Origin of the sequence: Psychrosphaera aestuarii, from assembly GCF_017948405.1 — a bacterium.
GTDB classification, from domain to species: Bacteria; Pseudomonadota; Gammaproteobacteria; order Enterobacterales; family Alteromonadaceae; genus Psychrosphaera; species Psychrosphaera aestuarii.
In genome coordinates, this window is record NZ_CP072844.1 from 1,348,295 (window position 1) to 1,364,790 (window position 16,496).

General features: G+C 38.4%; 14 protein-coding genes and 1 riboswitch. Of the genes, 11 read left to right on the forward strand and 3 right to left on the reverse strand.

Annotated features, from left to right (window positions below; all coding sequences use genetic code 11):
- Positions 1-91 precede the first annotated feature (91 nt).
- Positions 92-916 (forward strand): HupE/UreJ family protein, encoded by an 825-nt coding sequence (locus tag J9318_RS06055; protein WP_210562156.1) that lies wholly within the window; start codon positions 92-94, stop codon positions 914-916.
- A 360-nt stretch (positions 917-1,276) separates the two neighbouring features.
- The gene (locus J9318_RS06060; protein WP_210562157.1) at positions 1,277-2,017 is read left to right on the forward strand and encodes an enoyl-CoA hydratase-related protein; all 741 of its coding nucleotides are present in this window, start codon (positions 1,277-1,279) and stop codon (positions 2,015-2,017) included.
- Between the two features lie 34 nt (positions 2,018-2,051).
- On the opposite strand, the gene smrA is transcribed toward J9318_RS06060, so the two are convergent.
- Positions 2,052-2,639: a DNA endonuclease SmrA gene (gene smrA / locus J9318_RS06065; RefSeq protein ID WP_210562158.1), complete on the reverse strand. Its 588-nt coding sequence runs from the start codon at positions 2,637-2,639 to the stop codon at positions 2,052-2,054.
- Between the two features lie 337 nt (positions 2,640-2,976).
- Here smrA and J9318_RS06070 point away from each other — a divergent pair, with 337 nt between their 5' ends.
- Both J9318_RS06070 and J9318_RS06075 read left to right on the forward strand, forming a co-directional pair.
- The gene (locus tag J9318_RS06070) at positions 2,977-3,360 is read left to right on the forward strand and encodes a response regulator (protein ID WP_210562159.1); all 384 of its coding nucleotides are present in this window, start codon (positions 2,977-2,979) and stop codon (positions 3,358-3,360) included.
- Between the two features lie 20 nt (positions 3,361-3,380).
- Entirely contained in the window at positions 3,381-3,683 is a 303-nt protein-coding gene (locus tag J9318_RS06075) for an ArsR/SmtB family transcription factor (RefSeq protein ID WP_210562160.1), read from the forward strand.
- Positions 3,684-3,724: 41 nt separating this feature from the next.
- Here J9318_RS06075 and J9318_RS06080 read toward each other — a convergent pair whose 3' ends face one another.
- Positions 3,725-4,477: an outer membrane protein assembly factor BamD gene (locus tag J9318_RS06080; protein WP_210562161.1), complete on the reverse strand. Its 753-nt coding sequence runs from the start codon at positions 4,475-4,477 to the stop codon at positions 3,725-3,727.
- Positions 4,478-4,606: 129 nt separating this feature from the next.
- On the opposite strand from J9318_RS06080, the gene rluD reads away from it, so the two are divergent.
- The 7 genes from rluD (at position 4,607) to J9318_RS06115 (ending at position 13,903) form a co-directional block, all read left to right on the forward strand.
- Positions 4,607-5,596, forward strand: a complete 990-nt coding sequence (gene rluD / locus J9318_RS06085; protein WP_210562162.1) for a 23S rRNA pseudouridine(1911/1915/1917) synthase RluD — start codon at positions 4,607-4,609, stop codon at positions 5,594-5,596.
- Complete coding sequence (pgeF, locus tag J9318_RS06090; protein WP_210562163.1) at positions 5,571-6,332, forward strand: peptidoglycan editing factor PgeF; 762 nt, start codon at positions 5,571-5,573, stop codon at positions 6,330-6,332. Before rluD ends, pgeF begins: the two co-directional genes overlap by 26 nt.
- 121 nt (positions 6,333-6,453) lie before the next feature.
- A complete protein-coding gene (gene clpB / locus J9318_RS06095) occupies positions 6,454-9,039 on the forward strand; it encodes an ATP-dependent chaperone ClpB (protein ID WP_210562164.1) in 2,586 nt (861 codons plus the stop codon).
- 92 nt (positions 9,040-9,131) lie between these two features.
- Positions 9,132-9,971, forward strand: a complete 840-nt coding sequence (locus J9318_RS06100) for an ABC transporter ATP-binding protein (protein WP_210562165.1) — start codon at positions 9,132-9,134, stop codon at positions 9,969-9,971.
- The gene (locus tag J9318_RS06105) at positions 9,964-10,998 is read left to right on the forward strand and encodes a FecCD family ABC transporter permease (RefSeq protein WP_210562166.1); all 1,035 of its coding nucleotides are present in this window, start codon (positions 9,964-9,966) and stop codon (positions 10,996-10,998) included. Before J9318_RS06100 ends, J9318_RS06105 begins: the two co-directional genes overlap by 8 nt.
- A 9-nt stretch (positions 10,999-11,007) precedes the next feature.
- Positions 11,008-11,886, forward strand: coding sequence for a helical backbone metal receptor (locus tag J9318_RS06110; RefSeq protein WP_210562167.1), 879 nt, complete (start codon positions 11,008-11,010; stop codon positions 11,884-11,886).
- 11 nt (positions 11,887-11,897) lie between these two features.
- A riboswitch (cobalamin riboswitch) is annotated at positions 11,898-12,038 on the forward strand.
- 47 nt (positions 12,039-12,085) lie between these two features.
- A complete protein-coding gene (locus J9318_RS06115; RefSeq protein WP_210562168.1) occupies positions 12,086-13,903 on the forward strand; it encodes a TonB-dependent receptor plug domain-containing protein in 1,818 nt (605 codons plus the stop codon).
- A gap of 7 nt (positions 13,904-13,910) precedes the next feature.
- On the opposite strand, the gene J9318_RS06120 is transcribed toward J9318_RS06115, so the two are convergent.
- Entirely contained in the window at positions 13,911-16,454 is a 2,544-nt protein-coding gene (locus J9318_RS06120) for a PilZ domain-containing protein (RefSeq protein WP_210562169.1), read from the reverse strand.
- Positions 16,455-16,496 lie beyond the last annotated feature (42 nt).

Consider the following 16,496-nt stretch of genomic DNA (forward strand, 5'->3'; position numbering starts at 1 on the left):
GATGAAAGGTGAAATATCATAGTTAATTGAAGTGTTATGTTTGTTAGGACAGGTTAAAATAGCGTTCGTTTTTATATTCATGGAAAAGATAATGTTGTCAAAAAGCGCAGAGAATAAGTCATATTTTAAATTAATAATTAAATTACAAAGTTTATTATTTTTTGTATGTCTGTCATTTTTTAACCTAGCGCAGGCCTCACAAGCATTGAATGTGCCTGAGAACAATTATGTGGCTAGTCAAGATGCGTTAAGTACACAGGCTGAACCAGACAAAAAAACATTGCCAAAGCCATCGCCTGAAATGTTAAAAGCAATGGAAAGTCTAAACGATAAAAGTCGTGCATTAGATGATGGCTTAACCAATAAAGAACGTATACAAAAATATCTAAAAAGTGGCTTTGTACATATTTTACCTATGGGGCTAGACCATATTCTTTTTGTATTGGCACTTTTCTTTTCAACAGTAGTTTTTAAAAAGCTGTTTTGGCAAATTACGGCATTTACACTGGCTCACTCAGTTACTTTAGTTATGTCTAGTTTAGGTTTGATATCTTTAAGTGGAGACATAGTAGAGCCACTAATTGCGTTGAGTATCGCGTGGATGGCGATAGATAATATACGAAATGAAAATACTAGCTCAATGAGAATTTGGTTGATTGTATTCTTTGGCTTATTACATGGGTTAGGGTTTGCGTCTGTGTTGAGTGAGTTTGGTCTACCTCAAGACGCATTTTTGTCAGCGTTGTTTGCATTTAATATTGGTGTCGAATTAGGTCAATTAACGGTTTTGCTTGGCGCAACGGCTCTGTTTTATTACTGGTCTAAAAAGCCATCATACCGAGCGTTTATTCAAGTACCAATGTCTATAATAATCGCATTGGTTGGGCTTTTTTGGTTTTTTGAAAGAATTATGTAATTTGCTGTTGAAAAGCTAATTTTTATTATTTAGTATGCTTGTTAGGTTGGTGAATAAAACGCCAATTGTTCAGTTTCAACTAACAAAAATAATAAAGGTCTGACAGATGTTACCATCGTCTTACAATAAAGGTTTTGGCCTAGGTCACGTGTGTGTAGTGGTTGCTATACTTGCCGTGGTAACCTTCGCAACACAGCTTTAATTGTGTCATTGCAAATTTCTGAAAAACGTGAAGGTTGTTGGTAATCTTTGCGTTTTTCACTAGTATACCTATTCTTTTTTAGAGCTCGATTTTTCGGGCTTTAAACACTTAAAATTCAAAGCTAAAATTAATATCACCTATCCCCATAAGGATTTGCTATGTCATTTATCAGTACCTCATCATCTGATGGTGTTTTAACTATTACCATTGATCGCTTAGCGCAAAAAAATGCACTGTCGTTAGAAATGTATAAAGACTTAACAGCAGCTTTGTTGGAACTAGAAAAAAACAATGAGCTTAAAGTTGCAGTTATTCAGGGTGATACCACTTGTTTCACTGCGGGTAACGACTTAAACGACTTTTTGACTGGTGGCGCGTTAACTGAAGCTCACCCTACGGTGGTGTTTCTTCGTACGTTAGTCACACTAACTAAACCTCTAATTGCCAGTGTCGCAGGCCCAGCCATAGGAATAGGTACTACGTTATTAATGCATTGTGATTTAGTTTACGCAGCCGATAACGCGGTATTTCAATTGCCATTTTCAAAACTAGGTTTATGTCCTGAAGCAGGATCTAGTGCAATATTGCCTATGCTATCCGGTCGTGTAAAAGCATTTGAATTACTAGTATTGGGTAATAAATTTGATGCAAACGAAGCACAACAAGTTGGGCTTATAAATAAAGTGGTAAAAGTCGAAGACTTATTTAGCACTGTAGATGAGGTTGCTCATCAAATTGCTAATTTACCAGCCATGTCGGTTAGAGCGTCAAAAGGTTTAATTGTTGACTCTCAAAAAGAAAATATTAACCAAGTGATTACTCACGAATTAAAATACTTTGAGCAACTACTTGGTAGTGAAGAGTGTAAAAGTATTATCTCAAGCTTTTTTAAAAAGTAACTGTAGCTAAGCAATATAAAATGTATCGGAGGCGCTAAAAATTTGCGCCTCTTTTCTGATGCCGCTCCTTATTATCTAGCCTAGCTTCATCACTTTTCTTCAATAACACATAAGTAGAGCCGCTTCCTCCGTGGAAAGTTTGAGCTGAATGGAAGGCGAGAACGGCCGGCAGTTGACGTAACCATTTATTAATGTAACTTTTCAGAAGGGCTTGGTGGGGTTGACTCTGCAGACCTTTACCGTGCTGAATAAGTACACAACGCATATTGTTTTTGTTTGCATCAGTAATAAAGAAATACAGATTTTGTCTCGCGTTTTTAACTGAAACACCATGTAAATTTAATACTGAATTGATGTCGTATTTGCCAAGTCGTAAGTTTCTGTAGACTCCTTGTTGCACGCCATCTTTTTTATAGCTCAATATATCTTCGGGTTGCAGTAACTCGACATTTTCTGTTGCTAACGGATTACCATCAATACTACTCTTATTTTCAGCACTTTGACGTCTTGCCGCTATGGTTTCAGGAGTGAGCTGATTTGCAGGCTTAACAGTGCTTGTTGGATCTTGCTTTATAGGTTTTACATTACCCATTTCTTTGATGAATTCGTTAAATTCACTCATTGGAAACTCCATGGTTATTGCAGTCTATAGTCTAATACGTGATTTGTTTTATAAAAGTTTTATATATTGAATTAGAAAAATTGTTGGTTTAGCAGACTCCGTCTATACTCAACTATCTGTGAAATAAGTGATTATCACAAGTAGACTGTACAGGTACAAGTAACAAAACACGTGCTTTACTGTAATCCCAGTTTATCGCGACAACTTAATTATTTAATCAAAATCTAATAAAATTAAATGATTAGACATGAAACTTTGATAGGATACTTAGATCCGATAAATGGATTCAATGACAAATTAAAGACGAACTAAAGAACTCAAATGAGGCACTGTTTAAATGTCAGAATTTAGCACTACATCTTTTCTAGTTGTAGATGATGTAAGCTCGGTAAGAGCGTTTTTACAGCAAACTTTAAGTCAACTTGGCGCTATGGAAATATTGCAGGCGAGTACAGGTGAAGAGGCCTTGGCTCGTTTTACCGAGAACTTACCAGATGTTGTTTTTTTGGATATCGAGCTACCCGACATGGACGGGCAGCTAATTTTAAAAGAGATGAAAGAGATGAAGAGCAACGTGCACGTCATTATGGTGACTGCACATGGCACGGTTGATAATGTTAAAAAGTCTATCGAACTTGGTGCGTCTGGATTTATAGTCAAACCCTTTTCGCCACGAAAAATTAGTTCAGTAATAAAAACCGTTACCAAACAAGATAATTAAGAGTTGAGAATATTTTTTTAATGAACATTCAGCAAATGCGTCAATGTGCTCCAAAGGCCCTTGCACTATTAAAAATCATGTCCAATGAAAATCGCTTGTTTATCTTGTGTAATTTGCTGGAAGGTGAGCTTTCGGTGAATGAATTGGCAGCTAGGGTTCAGTTAGCTCAATCGGCACTATCTCAGCATTTAGCTTTGTTGCGTGAGCACAACTTTGTTAAAACAAGAAAATCTTCTCAAACTGTATACTACTCACTAGACAGTGATGATGTAGTAAAAATGATGACACTACTTCAAGAGCTATACGCAGGAAAGCCCAAATAAAAAAAGGAGCCTTAGGCTCCTTTTGTTCAAAAAATCAAAACTTAATTAGATGAATTAGCATCCAATACTTTCTGTGCATCTGCCTTCATCTGGTCTAATCCAAGTTTGTCATAAGCGTCAACCATAATAGTTAATGCAGGTACTACAGACGAACTATCTTTATAGTACTCGACTACGTATTTACAGCGGTTTACTGCCGCAATATATGACGAACGGCGCATGTAATATTGGGCTACTAAAATTTCATGTTCAGCTAATCGATTTAACACTGCTACCATACGTTTTTTGGCATCTTCAACATACATACTGTTTGGGTATTTATTAATTAGCTTTTTGAAATCTGAAAAAGCAGCGCGAGACGACTCCATATCTTTATCAGCATTAGATAATCCAAAAAACTCTTGGAATCCGTTGATCCCTTTTTCTTGATTGACTAAACCACGTAAATAAACGACAAAATCACTTTGTGGATGATTAGGGTTTAATTTTAGGAAACGTTCAATTGCTGGCAATGCTTCTTCAAATCTTCCGGCCTTGTAATAGGCAAACATAAGGTCAATCTGAACTTGTCGAGATAATGGGCCATATGGGTAACGACTTTCTAAATCATTTAAAATTGTAATAGCACGATTATATAACTCACTATTTATAAAATCTTTTGCATCTTGATATCTGGCTTGAGGTGAACGGTCGGAGATACGCTCTAATTCATCTGGAGATGAAGTACAGGCTGATAACACACCGCTTAATACTATTAACAAACTAAAGTGACGAACAAACTTAAAATTCAACATTATTTTCAACCTGGAAAGTTTTCTTTTCTCGTTAAGTAAAAATTCGAGTAGAATGAATACATCTACATCATTCTATCTCAGTCAGATGCTGCATGCACTGGCAAATTCACTTAATTCACATTAAAGATCATGAATAAAGAACTTATTGAACTACAAGCAGAAGCAAATGAACAGCATTTTGGTAAACGATTAGATCAGGTAATCGCCGATTTGTTCCCGGAATATTCAAGAAGTCGTCTAAAAGATTGGATTTTAGCCGAAAAAGTATTGGTAAATGGCAAAGTTGTCACTAAAGCTCGTGAAAAAATGCTCGGTAATGAAGTCGTTACCATTTTTGCTGAACTAGAAGTAGAAGTTCATCATGAAGCAGAAAATATTGAATTAGATATTATCTATGAAGATGATTATTTGATGATCATTAATAAACCGGCCAACTTGGTCGTACACCCAGGAGCGGGAAATCAATCTGGAACAATGTTGAATGCGTTACTTCATCATTTCCCCGCAATAGATCTAGTACCTCGTGCAGGTATCGTGCATCGGCTAGATAAAGATACAACGGGCTTAATGGTTGTTGCTAAAACAGTGCCAGCTCAAACTCAGTTGGTTGCTGATATGCAAGAGCGTTTGATCACTCGAGAATATGAAGCGGTATGTTTAGGTCGTTTAACAGCCGGAGGGACGGTAGATAAGCCAATCGGTCGTCACCCAACAAAGCGAACTAACATGGCAGTTAATCAAATGGGTAAAGAAGCGGTTACCCACTATCGAGTGATAAATAAGTTTAGAGCGCACACCCACATTCGTTTGAGACTGGAAACCGGACGCACGCATCAAATCCGAGTGCACATGTCTCATTTACGTCATCCATTAGTCGGTGATAGTCAATATGGTGGCAGAGTGCAAACCCCTAAAGGCGCTTCGGATGAACTGTTGCAAACACTGCGTGGTTTTAGACGACAAGCATTACATGCTGCAATGCTAAAATTCTATCATCCAATAACTGGAGAGCCACTAGAGTTTCATTCTCCTTTACCAGATGATTTTGTAAACCTACTAAATGCATTAAAGTTAGATGTTGCAGAGAACCAAGATGACATGGATTTCGGCGTCTTTTAAAGGCCTGACAACTCAAGCTAAAAATAAAGTTCATGCTGGCACCACTACTCGTATTGGTGGCGTTAGTATGGACGATTATAAAGGGTTAAACTTGGCTTCGCATGTAGGCGACGCTATCAATTTAGTTAATCAAAATCGCGCGATAATATCAAAGTATCTAAATTTACCATCTGCGCCAATCTGGCTTAATCAAACGCATACCAACAAAATAGTTGAGTTACCTCGAACTCTTACCCAAGCCGATGAATTTGACGCCAGCTTTACTAAACAAAAACAGTTAGTTTGTGCTGTTATGACAGCCGACTGTGTACCTATTGTTATTACTGACATCCATGCTCGTTTTGTTGTAACGATTCATGCTGGATGGCGTGGATTAGCAAATGGAATTGTGGCAAATAGTGTTGCAATGCTAATTAATCAAACGGATAGTGATATATCTGAATACACAGCTTGGATTGGACCCGCAATAGGTGCAAGTGCCTTTGAGGTCGGAAAAGAAGTTAAAGATATTTTTCAACAAAAGTTCGTATCATCAGAGTCGTATTTTATACCGAATGGGAACCAAAAATATCTGGCTGATTTACCCGGCCTTGTAGAATTAGCGCTTAAAGCCGAAGGTATTAGCTACGTTGTTCAATCTAACTTATGCACTTATTCAGACCCAAAACTTTTTTACTCTTATCGTCGTGATGGCCAAACGGGTCGTATGGCGACATTTGCTTGGCTCTCGTCTTAACATTAAGTAATAAAACTGTGATTTAAATCAAAAATTACGCAAAGTTCGAAAATTAAACATTGAAAAAGTCACCTGTCGGCCTAATTTTGTATATAAGCAAATATTAAAGTCGAGGTAGACGATGCGTTTAGATAGATTAACAAATAAATTTCAGCAAGCCATCGCTGATGCGCAGTCGTTAGCGGTAGGAAGGGACCACCAATATATAGAGCCAATTCATATATTGCACTCGCTAATTAATCAAGAAAACAGCTCGGTTATCGCAATTCTTAATCACGCGAATGTTAACGTATCAGAGCTAAGAACAAAACTCTCCCGAGAACTTGAGAAGGTTCCAACTGTAACTGGAATTGCAGGCGACGTTCAGCTATCTAGAGCTACGGCTGCTGTGCTCAATGTTTCCGATAAGATCACCCAAAAACGTAAAGATAAATTTATTAGTAGTGAGGTGTTTTTACTGGCGCTATTTGATGAAAATGGCAGCATTAATCAAATCTTTAAACTAATAGGTTTAACAAAAGATAAAGTTGAAAAAGCCATAGACTCCGTACGTGGCGGCCAAAAAGTAGAAGATCAGAATGCCGAAGATACCCGCCAAGCATTAGAAAAATACACGGTAGATCTCACAGAGCGAGCAGAGCAAGGTAAATTAGATCCTGTTATCGGTCGAGATCAAGAGATTCGACGTACCATTCAAGTATTGCAAAGACGGACCAAAAACAATCCAGTGTTAATTGGTGAGCCTGGTGTCGGTAAAACAGCAATTGTCGAAGGTTTAGCGCAACGAATCATTAACGGCGAAGTACCAGAGGGGCTTAAAAATAAGCGCGTACTCTCATTAGATTTTGGTTCTTTAGTAGCTGGTGCTAAATATCGAGGAGAATTCGAAGAACGACTTAAATCTGTACTGAATGAGCTTGGTAAAGAAGAAGGGCGAGTCATTCTATTCATTGATGAAATCCACACTATGGTGGGCGCTGGTAAGTCAGATGGTGCGATGGATGCCGGTAACATGTTAAAACCTGCGTTGGCTCGTGGTGAGTTGCATTGTGTTGGAGCTACAACCTTAGACGAATATCGTAAGTATATTGAAAAAGATGCGGCCCTTGAGCGTCGATTCCAAAAAGTACAAGTAGATGAACCAAATGTTGAAGACACCATTGCGATTTTACGTGGGTTAAAAGAGCGATACGAAATTCACCATTCTGTTGATATTACTGATCCGGCGATTGTTGCGGCGGCTAGCTTATCGAATAGGTATATCAGTGACCGTCAATTACCAGATAAAGCAATTGATTTGATTGATGAAGCTGCCTCTAGTATTCGTATGCAAATAGACTCTAAGCCTGAAGAGCTCGAGCAACTTGAGCGCAAAATTATCCAATTAAAATTAGAGGATAATGCGCTGTTAAAAGAAACTGACGAGGCAAGCAAAAACCGACTAATGCTAATCCGAGATCAAATTAATGATTTAGAGAAAAAGTATCAAGAGTTAGAAGAAATTTGGTATTCAGAAAAAGCAGCACTGTCGGGCACCCAAAATATAAAAGAGCAGCTTGAGCAAGCTCGTTTAGACTTAGAAGTAGCAAGCCGTGCCAGCGACTTGCAGCGAATGTCTGAGTTACAGTATGGCCGCATTCCTGAGTTAGAGAAGCAACTCGATTTGGCTTCTCAAGCGGAAATGGGCGATATGACATTACTTCGCAATAAAGTCACAGAGTCTGAAATTGCCGAGGTACTGTCACGCTGGACCGGTATCCCAGTAAATAAAATGCTGGAGTCGGAGCGTGATAAGTTACTGCAAATGGAAAAACAGCTACATACTAGAGTTGTTGGACAATCAGAGGCTGTTGAGGCTGTTGCCAATGCAATTCGTCGCTCTAGAGCCGGGTTAGCCGATCCTAACCGACCAAATGGTTCGTTTTTATTCTTAGGGCCTACCGGTGTGGGTAAAACCGAGTTAACAAAAGCGTTGGCGCACTTCCTATTTGACTCAGAAGAAAACATGGTCCGAATTGACATGTCTGAGTTTATGGAAAAACACTCGGTTGCACGTCTTATTGGTGCACCTCCAGGTTATGTAGGTTATGAAGAGGGGGGATATTTAACGGAAGCCGTTCGCCGCAAGCCATACTCGGTGATATTGTTAGATGAAGTAGAAAAGGCACACCCAGATGTCTTCAATATCTTATTACAAGTTCTGGACGAAGGTCGTTTAACGGATGGTCAAGGACGTACGGTAGATTTTCGTAATACCGTTATTATTATGACATCTAATTTAGGGTCTGATGTAATTCAGTCAAGTTATGCGGCAGATGTTGACCAAAGTTATGACACGATGAAATCGTTAGTAATGGAAGTGGTTGGGCAACATTTTAGACCTGAATTTATAAACCGAATTGACGATACTGTAGTGTTTCATCCGTTAAATAATGATGAAATTAAGCAAATTGCAGAGATACAGTTAATTGGTTTACGTAAACGATTAACTGAACAAGATGTTGAATTAGAGGTTTCAGCAGCAGCATTGACTCTATTAGGAAGGGCTGGTTTTGATCCTGTCTTTGGCGCAAGGCCACTTAAGAGAGCTATTCAACAACATGTTGAAAATACGTTAGCTCAAGCTTTATTGTCAGGTGAAATAAAACCTAAAGATAAAGTAACAGTTGATGTTGTTGACGATAATTTTGTGATTAGACATCATTAAAGGCAATATGCGCGTTAATTAAATTGGCGTAGACCTAAGGTCGTAGGTTACTATCACTATCTAATGATAACTGTTCATGTTAGATAGAGACTGTGCCTACGACTCCCTTATTTCAAATTACTAACCTCTGTTGGAACATATCCACAAAAACAATTCTCGACAAGGTTACGTTAACTATTCCTCGTAATAAGATTATTGGCATCATAGGGCCAAATGGAGCCGGTAAAACCAGCTTGTTAAAAGCAATGCATGGCCAAATAGCTACAAGTAGCGGCTCTGTACGTTTTAACAATTCACTCATTCAATCTTTTAGCTTAAAAGAACGTGCCAAACATATTGCCTATACTGCGCAACATCCAGACTTTGCATTTGATATCAGTTTATTTGATGTTGTATTAGCCGGTCGCTTGCCATACCAAAAATTATTTTCTTTTTCTAATAAGCGAGAGCACTCATTAGTCTTTGACGCATTAAAAAAAATGAACTTGCTCGGCAAGGCTAAACAAGCCTTCAATACATTATCTGGTGGCGAACAACAGCGTGCTTATTTAGCACGGGCAATGGTGCAAGAAGCGACAACATTGTTGCTGGATGAGCCAACAAACCATTTGGATATTCGATATCAGCTGGAGTTAATGCAAAAGCTGCAAGAATTTGATGGCTCTGTGGTGCTTACTATTCATGACTTAAATATGGCTAGCTATTACTGTGATTATCTTGTGCTCCTAGACAAAGGCGAAGTAGTGAAATTTGGCACTCCAAAAGAAGTTTTAACAAAAGCCCTAATATCAAAAACTTACCAAGTTGAAACAGAAATCCGCTCCAGTGAGTCAGGCGCTCCGCATTTGTATTTTTGCTTACCAAATCATGGGAGCAATGTCGAAAAGCTAAAAGCGGTAAAAGCAGTCGATGAAAAGGGTCGTCATGAATAGTAAAAAAAGCGGTACTTTGCAGGCATCAGAAAAGAACTCGACGAGCCTTTTTTTAAAGAGCTTTATTGCCATTGCCATTTTATTATTTAGCGTTATGTTTGCATTAAGTTTTGGTGCCGTAGAGGTGCCTGTAGATCAAGTAATCTCGTGTTTGTTTCAAGACTGTGATTCGTCAATTAATACTATGATTGTGCAAGAGTTAAGATTGCCAAGGGTGCTATTAGCTTTGTTTGCGGGAGCAGGCCTCGCGTTATCAGGTGCAATGTTACAAAATGCCACAAATAATGCACTCGCTGACCCTTATCTATTTGGTATTGTTTCTGGTGCTGGTTTAGGCGCTATTGTTTACAACTTGTTAGGAATTGAGCTTGGCTCAGTTGGAATGACGTTTTTTGCTTTTGCAGGAGCATTGATTTCGGTCTTATTGGTAATGTCGGTTGTTATTAATAAAGCCTTTAAAAGACCGGAGATAATTGTTTTAACGGGCGTTGCGGTTTCATTCATGATGGCCGCGCTTTCACAGTTTTTACTCTATGTTTCAGAGCCACTCGCCGCAAATCGAATTATATTTTGGTTAATGGGTAGTGTGTCTTTTGCTAGTTTTAATTCAGTTTACCTAGTTGCTACTGTCGTCACATTATCGAGCGTTATCTTATGGTTAATGAGAAGTAGTATCGATGCTTTATTATTAGGAGATGAACAGGCAAAAAGCATTGGTGTAAATGTAGACGCGATTCGCATTATTTTATTACTTTTTTCTGCCGCGATGACAGCCGTCATCGTCGCCTTTTGTGGTGGTATCGGGTTTGTGGGACTAATGATACCGCATATCGTGAGATGGTTTGGTTTTACAAGAATGAGCACCCTAATTCCAGCTGTACTAATCACTGGTGGGTTGTTGTTGTTATGGGTTGATGTGATTGCAAGAACGAGTATTGAAAATCAAGAGATCCCGCTAGGCGTTATAACTTCAGCATGTGGTAGTTTGTTTTTCTTATTAATATTGAAGAAAAAAGCTAGAGTTTGAGGTGGAATAATGCAACAAAAAAAAGCAAAAATAATCATTTCAATAGTTCTCGTATTTTTCACTATCAGTGCATTGGCTAGTCAAAAGTCAGAAAAGATCGATACAGCACCAAATAAAATAATTGCGTTAGCGCCGAATCTAGTTGAAATCGTTTTTGCGTTAGGAGCTGGCGACCAATTAGTTGGTGTTAGTGAACATTCAGACTTTCCTGAAGTAGCAAAAACACGACCGACAGTTTCAAATTATTTAACGGTGAATGCCGAAGCAATCGTTAAACTGAACCCGGATTTAATAATTGTATGGCAAGGAGGAACGCCTAGCAAAGGGATAGAGAAATTACAGTCATTAGGTTTTGAAGTACTGACATTTAACGCGACTGACTTTAAGACTATGATTTCTGAAATCACGCGACTGGCGACAAGACTTGGTAAAACACAAGAAGCGTTGGTCATGACACGCGAACTAATGATCAAATATAAGAAAGTAGAACGGGATTATTCATCCAAACGTCAATTGAATGGTTTTATAGAAATTTGGCCGGAACCACTAACTACAGCAACGAAAGGAACGATAATTGACCAGGCTATTGAGCTTTGCGGAGTGAAAAATGTCTTTGATTCGAGGCTTGCCAAAAACAATACCTATCCGCAAGTTTCCTTAGAAATGGTGATTTCTAAGCCGGTCGATATTATTATTCAACCCGTTTCCAAAACTCAGCCCGCAGCGATAAAAGACTGGCGCTCTTTTAAACACCTAAACGCGGTAAAGTTTAATTCGATCATATCCCCAGACAGTGATGTTTTATTGCGGTGGACGCCGAGGTGGGTGAACGCTTTAGCTGAGCTTTGCAAAGATATTGATGAAACGCGTTTGACGCAAAATCCTTAGTTATTACCTTATTGCTATTAAACCAGTTATATTTACTGTATAAGCCAACCTGAAACTAGAGTTTGCAATTAGGAAGTTGGAAAGCCAACACTGCCCCCGCAACGGTATGCGTAAATCGCCAGTCCGGAACTAATGCAAACTCTTTATTTGTGATCTTACGATCAAAACTAGGTGCGGAGGGCACCTAAGGAAGAGGTTAATGAAAAAAACAACTATTTCGGTCGCGCTGGCGGCTACCATCTACTCATCTTTTACACTTGCCAATAACGATTTAGAAGTGATTACAACAACAGCGAATAGAACGACTGTGCCATTAAAAACATCGTTGTCATCACAAATTGTTATAACCCAAGATGATATTGAACAACTCAATCCAATCTCAATTTCAGATTTACTTCTCAGCTATGCAGCAATTGATGTCTCTTCAACCGGAGGTAGAGGTCAAAATGCATCTCTTTTCTTAAGGGGAGGCAATGCCGGTCATACGCTAGTCTTAATTGATGGTGTGCGAGTAAGTTCGGCAACATTAGGGTTAACAGATATTCAAAAGCTATCAGTAAGTAATATTCAACGAATAGAAATTGTCAAAGGTGCACGTGCTTCGCTTTGGGGTTCGGAAGCCATTGGCGGAGTTATTCAAATTTTTACCAAGCAAACATCAACGCCAGAGCTTTCTCTGACCTTTGGAACAGACAAATTTAAGTCTTTAGCATTTGAAGGATCGTTAAAACACGGTGATGGCCAAACGTCGTTTTTAATCGATCACCAGGAAAGCGATGGCTTTGATGTATTAACAAATGTTGAGCCTGACAATGACGGATATTCGTATCGTTCTTTCGCTGTAAATGGTTATCAAAATATTGATCCAATGTTGACACTAAATTGGTTAGTAAATATTGATCAAGGTGATAATGAATACGACTCACAATGGCTTGGTGGTTCCAACGCGTCAGAACACTCAAATAGGTTAATTCAGTTGGGTGGCACCTATAAATGGGAGGATAACTTTAGTCAGTTTAGTGTGTCAGATCAAAAAGATGACTCCAGAACATTTGTTCAAGGTAGTGCCATTAGAAGTGGTGAGCGAGTTATTTCCCAAAGAAGGCAACTTAGCGCATCAAATACGACGTCATTATCAGAACACGCTTCTTTTACTATAGGTACCGATTTGCAAACTGAATCAATAGGCGGAGATTTATCACTATTGATAGATGAGCGAGACTTATCAGCGTTGTTTGCACAGTTATTATATACAGAGAGTAACTGGTTTTTAGAAACCTCTGCTCGCTACGATTATATTGAACAGGTTGACGCAGAAACTACTCATAACGTTGCAGTTGGCTATCAGTGGACACCTTCGGTCAAAGTATCAGTGTTACATGGCACTGGCTTTAAAGTTCCAACATTTAATGATTTATATTGGCCAGCAGATGCTTATTCTAAAGGCAATGAGGATCTGGTATCAGAGCGTTCCGACAATATTGAACTTCGCTATGTCCAAAGCTTCACAAATGCAGAACTCAATATTAGTTATTTTGTAAACGATATTAGTAATTTAATTCAATGGATGCCGGATAGTAATTTTGTATATCAGCCTGAAAATGTGGCAAATGCATCAATTACTGGTATTGAGTTAGGTTTAAATATGTCGGCTTGGGGATTGGAACACAACCTTTCTGTGAGTTGGACAGATGCTATAGACGAATCTAATAATCAGCAATTGGCATTACGAGCAAAACGCAAAGCCGGTTACATAGCAAGCTTTGGTGAATCTGATGATATATCGGGTTCAATCGAGCTTAGGCATATTGGTGAGCGACAACAACTAGCGTGGGATGGTGGTGTAACCAAACTTGATAGTCATACGGTTATAAACTTTAACATCGGTTATCAATTAAACACGCAGTTAAAACTAAATATGTCGTTAAAAGATGTATTTGATAAAGCACAACCTACGGCGGTCGGTTATAACGTCGCCGGTCGACAAGCTTATGTTGGATTGCAACTTTCGCTGTAGTGTTAGATTAAACTTTCCAATTATTTAGCAGGTCATTTTTTATGGCCTGCTGTTTAGTTATGATGTCGGAGTCAATACCGTTTCTCATCATAACCTCGTCAGAAATATCAATCACGTCAGCTATCCCCACTACATCCCAAAGTTTGCCTTCAATTTCTTTCGCCTTGTGCATGGCATAATAATTTATATATTTGATTTCATTAGCAACATAGTCCATATCTGGACGACCTGTTTTAGACACATATATTCTAAACGCTAAAAAAACATCTTTTCTGACGGCAGCCATAACAAAACTTTCTAACATATCTTGGGCTAAAAATTGGTCTCCAAAATAACAAACAAAACTACGTTCTACTGTTGCTTGATTTGGACGGTAGCGAATATAGAAGTCTAATGTTTTTGGCTTATCTGTGCGCTCTAGCGCATTAAGAATAGGAGTAACTACATTTTGTACTGTATTATCTTTTACGAGCGGATATAAATTGATCGCCCCTTTTTTTACAGGAAACTGCTTCATTAAATGATGAAGTAAGTTTTGGTTAGGGCTTTTGCCAACCATGCTAATAGTTAATTTTTTGTTTTCTTTACTAAAGTACAGCGCCATGTTTCTGGTGGTTTTTGCAAAAATATTCCGAAGTGCTTTAGATAAACCAGGGTACTTACTTTCTATCTGCGCTGGAGTTAGTTTGCTGACATTTTGACGAATAAGCTTATAAAAAAACTGTCGACCTTGATGCCCGCCACGAGGGTCAAATATTCGCAAATTCATAACAAGCTTGTCTCGCGAAATTGCCATCACTTCATATGGTAATTTGGTTAACTTGTATTTGCTTGTAACTCGCTGCAAGTCCGGTAACGACAACAGCAAGATATCACCCTTATTAAAGGCTGTCGGTTCGTCTACAACAACTTGCAGACCATAACTGGATATGTCGCGACTAGTACCGGATGCAAATTGCTCATCCTGTTCGGAAATCTCAATTTGAATCTGCGTTTTATATAGATATCTTTCTTCTGAGCGCAAGTTAACATAATCGATAGTATCAACTTCTACATTGACGTACTTTTGCAATTTCGGATGACTAAATGCTTTTAGTAGATGTAATTTCGACTGTTCGTATTGAAAATTTTCTTGGTAATTTTGGGTATCGTCACTATTTGTTAATGACGTGAGCGTAGTTATGTACGATACATCCTTTAATAACCCTTGAACTCGCGGCGGAGGAGGGCGATTTAACTTTTTAATCTCACTACTAGCTGTATCGGGAATAGAGAGTGGAAGATGTGCGTCGTTTATGTCCGTTTTTGTAAGTTGAACTTTAAATACCTGCCAGCTTTCTTTTCGGCTACCAAAACCTATAAACTGTTGTTTTAACGTTTCATCAGCGTTTAACTCTTCAAGAGTTGCAGAGTAAAAATAAAGTCGGCCAGCTTTAGCATGTGTGAAGCAAAATAAAACAGTTTGTTTTATATCTACGTCTTGAGTAATCAAGCGCATAATGCGCTTTTGAGAAAGAATCTGTTGGAATACCAAGTTTTTATTCTCGTCGCTAAAATAACCTAGCACATGTTTATTATTTTCGGTCGCGAGCGCTAAGGTCGGGATATATCGCTCTTGTACATGCCTAAGGTACAGAGGCAGAGATGTCACACGAGGCAAATAATATTGCTCAAAGCCTTTTGTCGTTGCAGCTTCAAGGGTGTTATCAAAGTTAACTTTATATCTGCGTTTGTTACCATTAATGAAGTTACCTAAGAACTCATCAAAGGCATCAATATCTTCAGTAAAAGTTCGTTTTAAACGAATGTATTTGTAAGTCTCATTGATTGCGTCGATACCAACAATTTCGTATTGAATGCCGTCTTTTAAGCCTAACTCAAACTCTTCTTCTAAGCCCGTCAAATAAATGGCAATTTTCTGCCCGACAGAAGTTTCCTTTATTTTTGGAATTTTTATTTTTATACCACCAACTGATAAGTCGCTACTTTGCGCCTTTAAAGTATCACCAAGCCCAAATTGAAGCTCCACTGAAATACTAAAGTTCATGCGTTCTTCGGCACGAATTCCATAGTTTGTAAATTCGAGTGTTTTACCAATGTACTCGATAGGTGACTTAGGTGATTTGGTGATTGTAGCTGATGAAGAGCCTGATTTAGGGGTTCCATTAACTTGTTCGATACGTTCTGTTTGTTCTTTTTTATGGAGTACCCTGTGGTTATTTTCCGCATTCATAACAGCTTCATAACAGCCTACGGTGTATTGACCGAATTTTTCAACTTGTTGCTCAAAAATTTGCTTCGCGACCTCATCAAGGTAGTGAGTCTTGTCTTGATACTCAAACTTGCTTGGTTCACCAACGACATGCCCACGTAAATCAATTAATCGACTTGTAGGCTGAGCCAAGCGTTTTAATTCCATTTTAATAAGAAATTGTTTTGCTTTAGGAACGTCAATAGTCTTTGACTTAAACTCTTTGTCAAAGTTAGGTTGGTTGATAACTGATTTTAGATCTTCAATTAAGTCATTGAATTCTTGAAGTTCAGAGGTCATTGACGGGCTTTATTCCTTTTTATTGAATTAGTACTTATCAGC

Excerpts from the sequence above, each read along its gene's own strand:
- pgeF (WP_210562163.1), top strand. The coding sequence starts at position 5,571 with ATGACATGGATTTCGGCGTCTTTTAAAGGCCTGACAACTCAAGCTAAA.
- J9318_RS06120 (WP_210562169.1), bottom strand. The coding sequence starts at position 16,454 with ATGACCTCTGAACTTCAAGAATTCAATGACTTAATTGAAGATCTAAAA.
- J9318_RS06075 (WP_210562160.1), top strand. The coding sequence starts at position 3,381 with ATGAACATTCAGCAAATGCGTCAATGTGCTCCAAAGGCCCTTGCACTA.
- J9318_RS06110 (WP_210562167.1), top strand. The coding sequence starts at position 11,008 with ATGCAACAAAAAAAAGCAAAAATAATCATTTCAATAGTTCTCGTATTT.
- J9318_RS06105 (WP_210562166.1), top strand. The coding sequence starts at position 9,964 with ATGAATAGTAAAAAAAGCGGTACTTTGCAGGCATCAGAAAAGAACTCG.
- J9318_RS06115 (WP_210562168.1), top strand. The coding sequence starts at position 12,086 with ATGAAAAAAACAACTATTTCGGTCGCGCTGGCGGCTACCATCTACTCA.
- J9318_RS06055 (WP_210562156.1), top strand. The coding sequence starts at position 92 with ATGTTGTCAAAAAGCGCAGAGAATAAGTCATATTTTAAATTAATAATT.
- J9318_RS06060 (WP_210562157.1), top strand. The coding sequence starts at position 1,277 with ATGTCATTTATCAGTACCTCATCATCTGATGGTGTTTTAACTATTACC.
- rluD (WP_210562162.1), top strand. The coding sequence starts at position 4,607 with ATGAATAAAGAACTTATTGAACTACAAGCAGAAGCAAATGAACAGCAT.
- J9318_RS06070 (WP_210562159.1), top strand. The coding sequence starts at position 2,977 with ATGTCAGAATTTAGCACTACATCTTTTCTAGTTGTAGATGATGTAAGC.
- smrA (WP_210562158.1), bottom strand. The coding sequence starts at position 2,639 with ATGAGTGAATTTAACGAATTCATCAAAGAAATGGGTAATGTAAAACCT.
- J9318_RS06080 (WP_210562161.1), bottom strand. The coding sequence starts at position 4,477 with ATGTTGAATTTTAAGTTTGTTCGTCACTTTAGTTTGTTAATAGTATTA.
- clpB (WP_210562164.1), top strand. The coding sequence starts at position 6,454 with ATGCGTTTAGATAGATTAACAAATAAATTTCAGCAAGCCATCGCTGAT.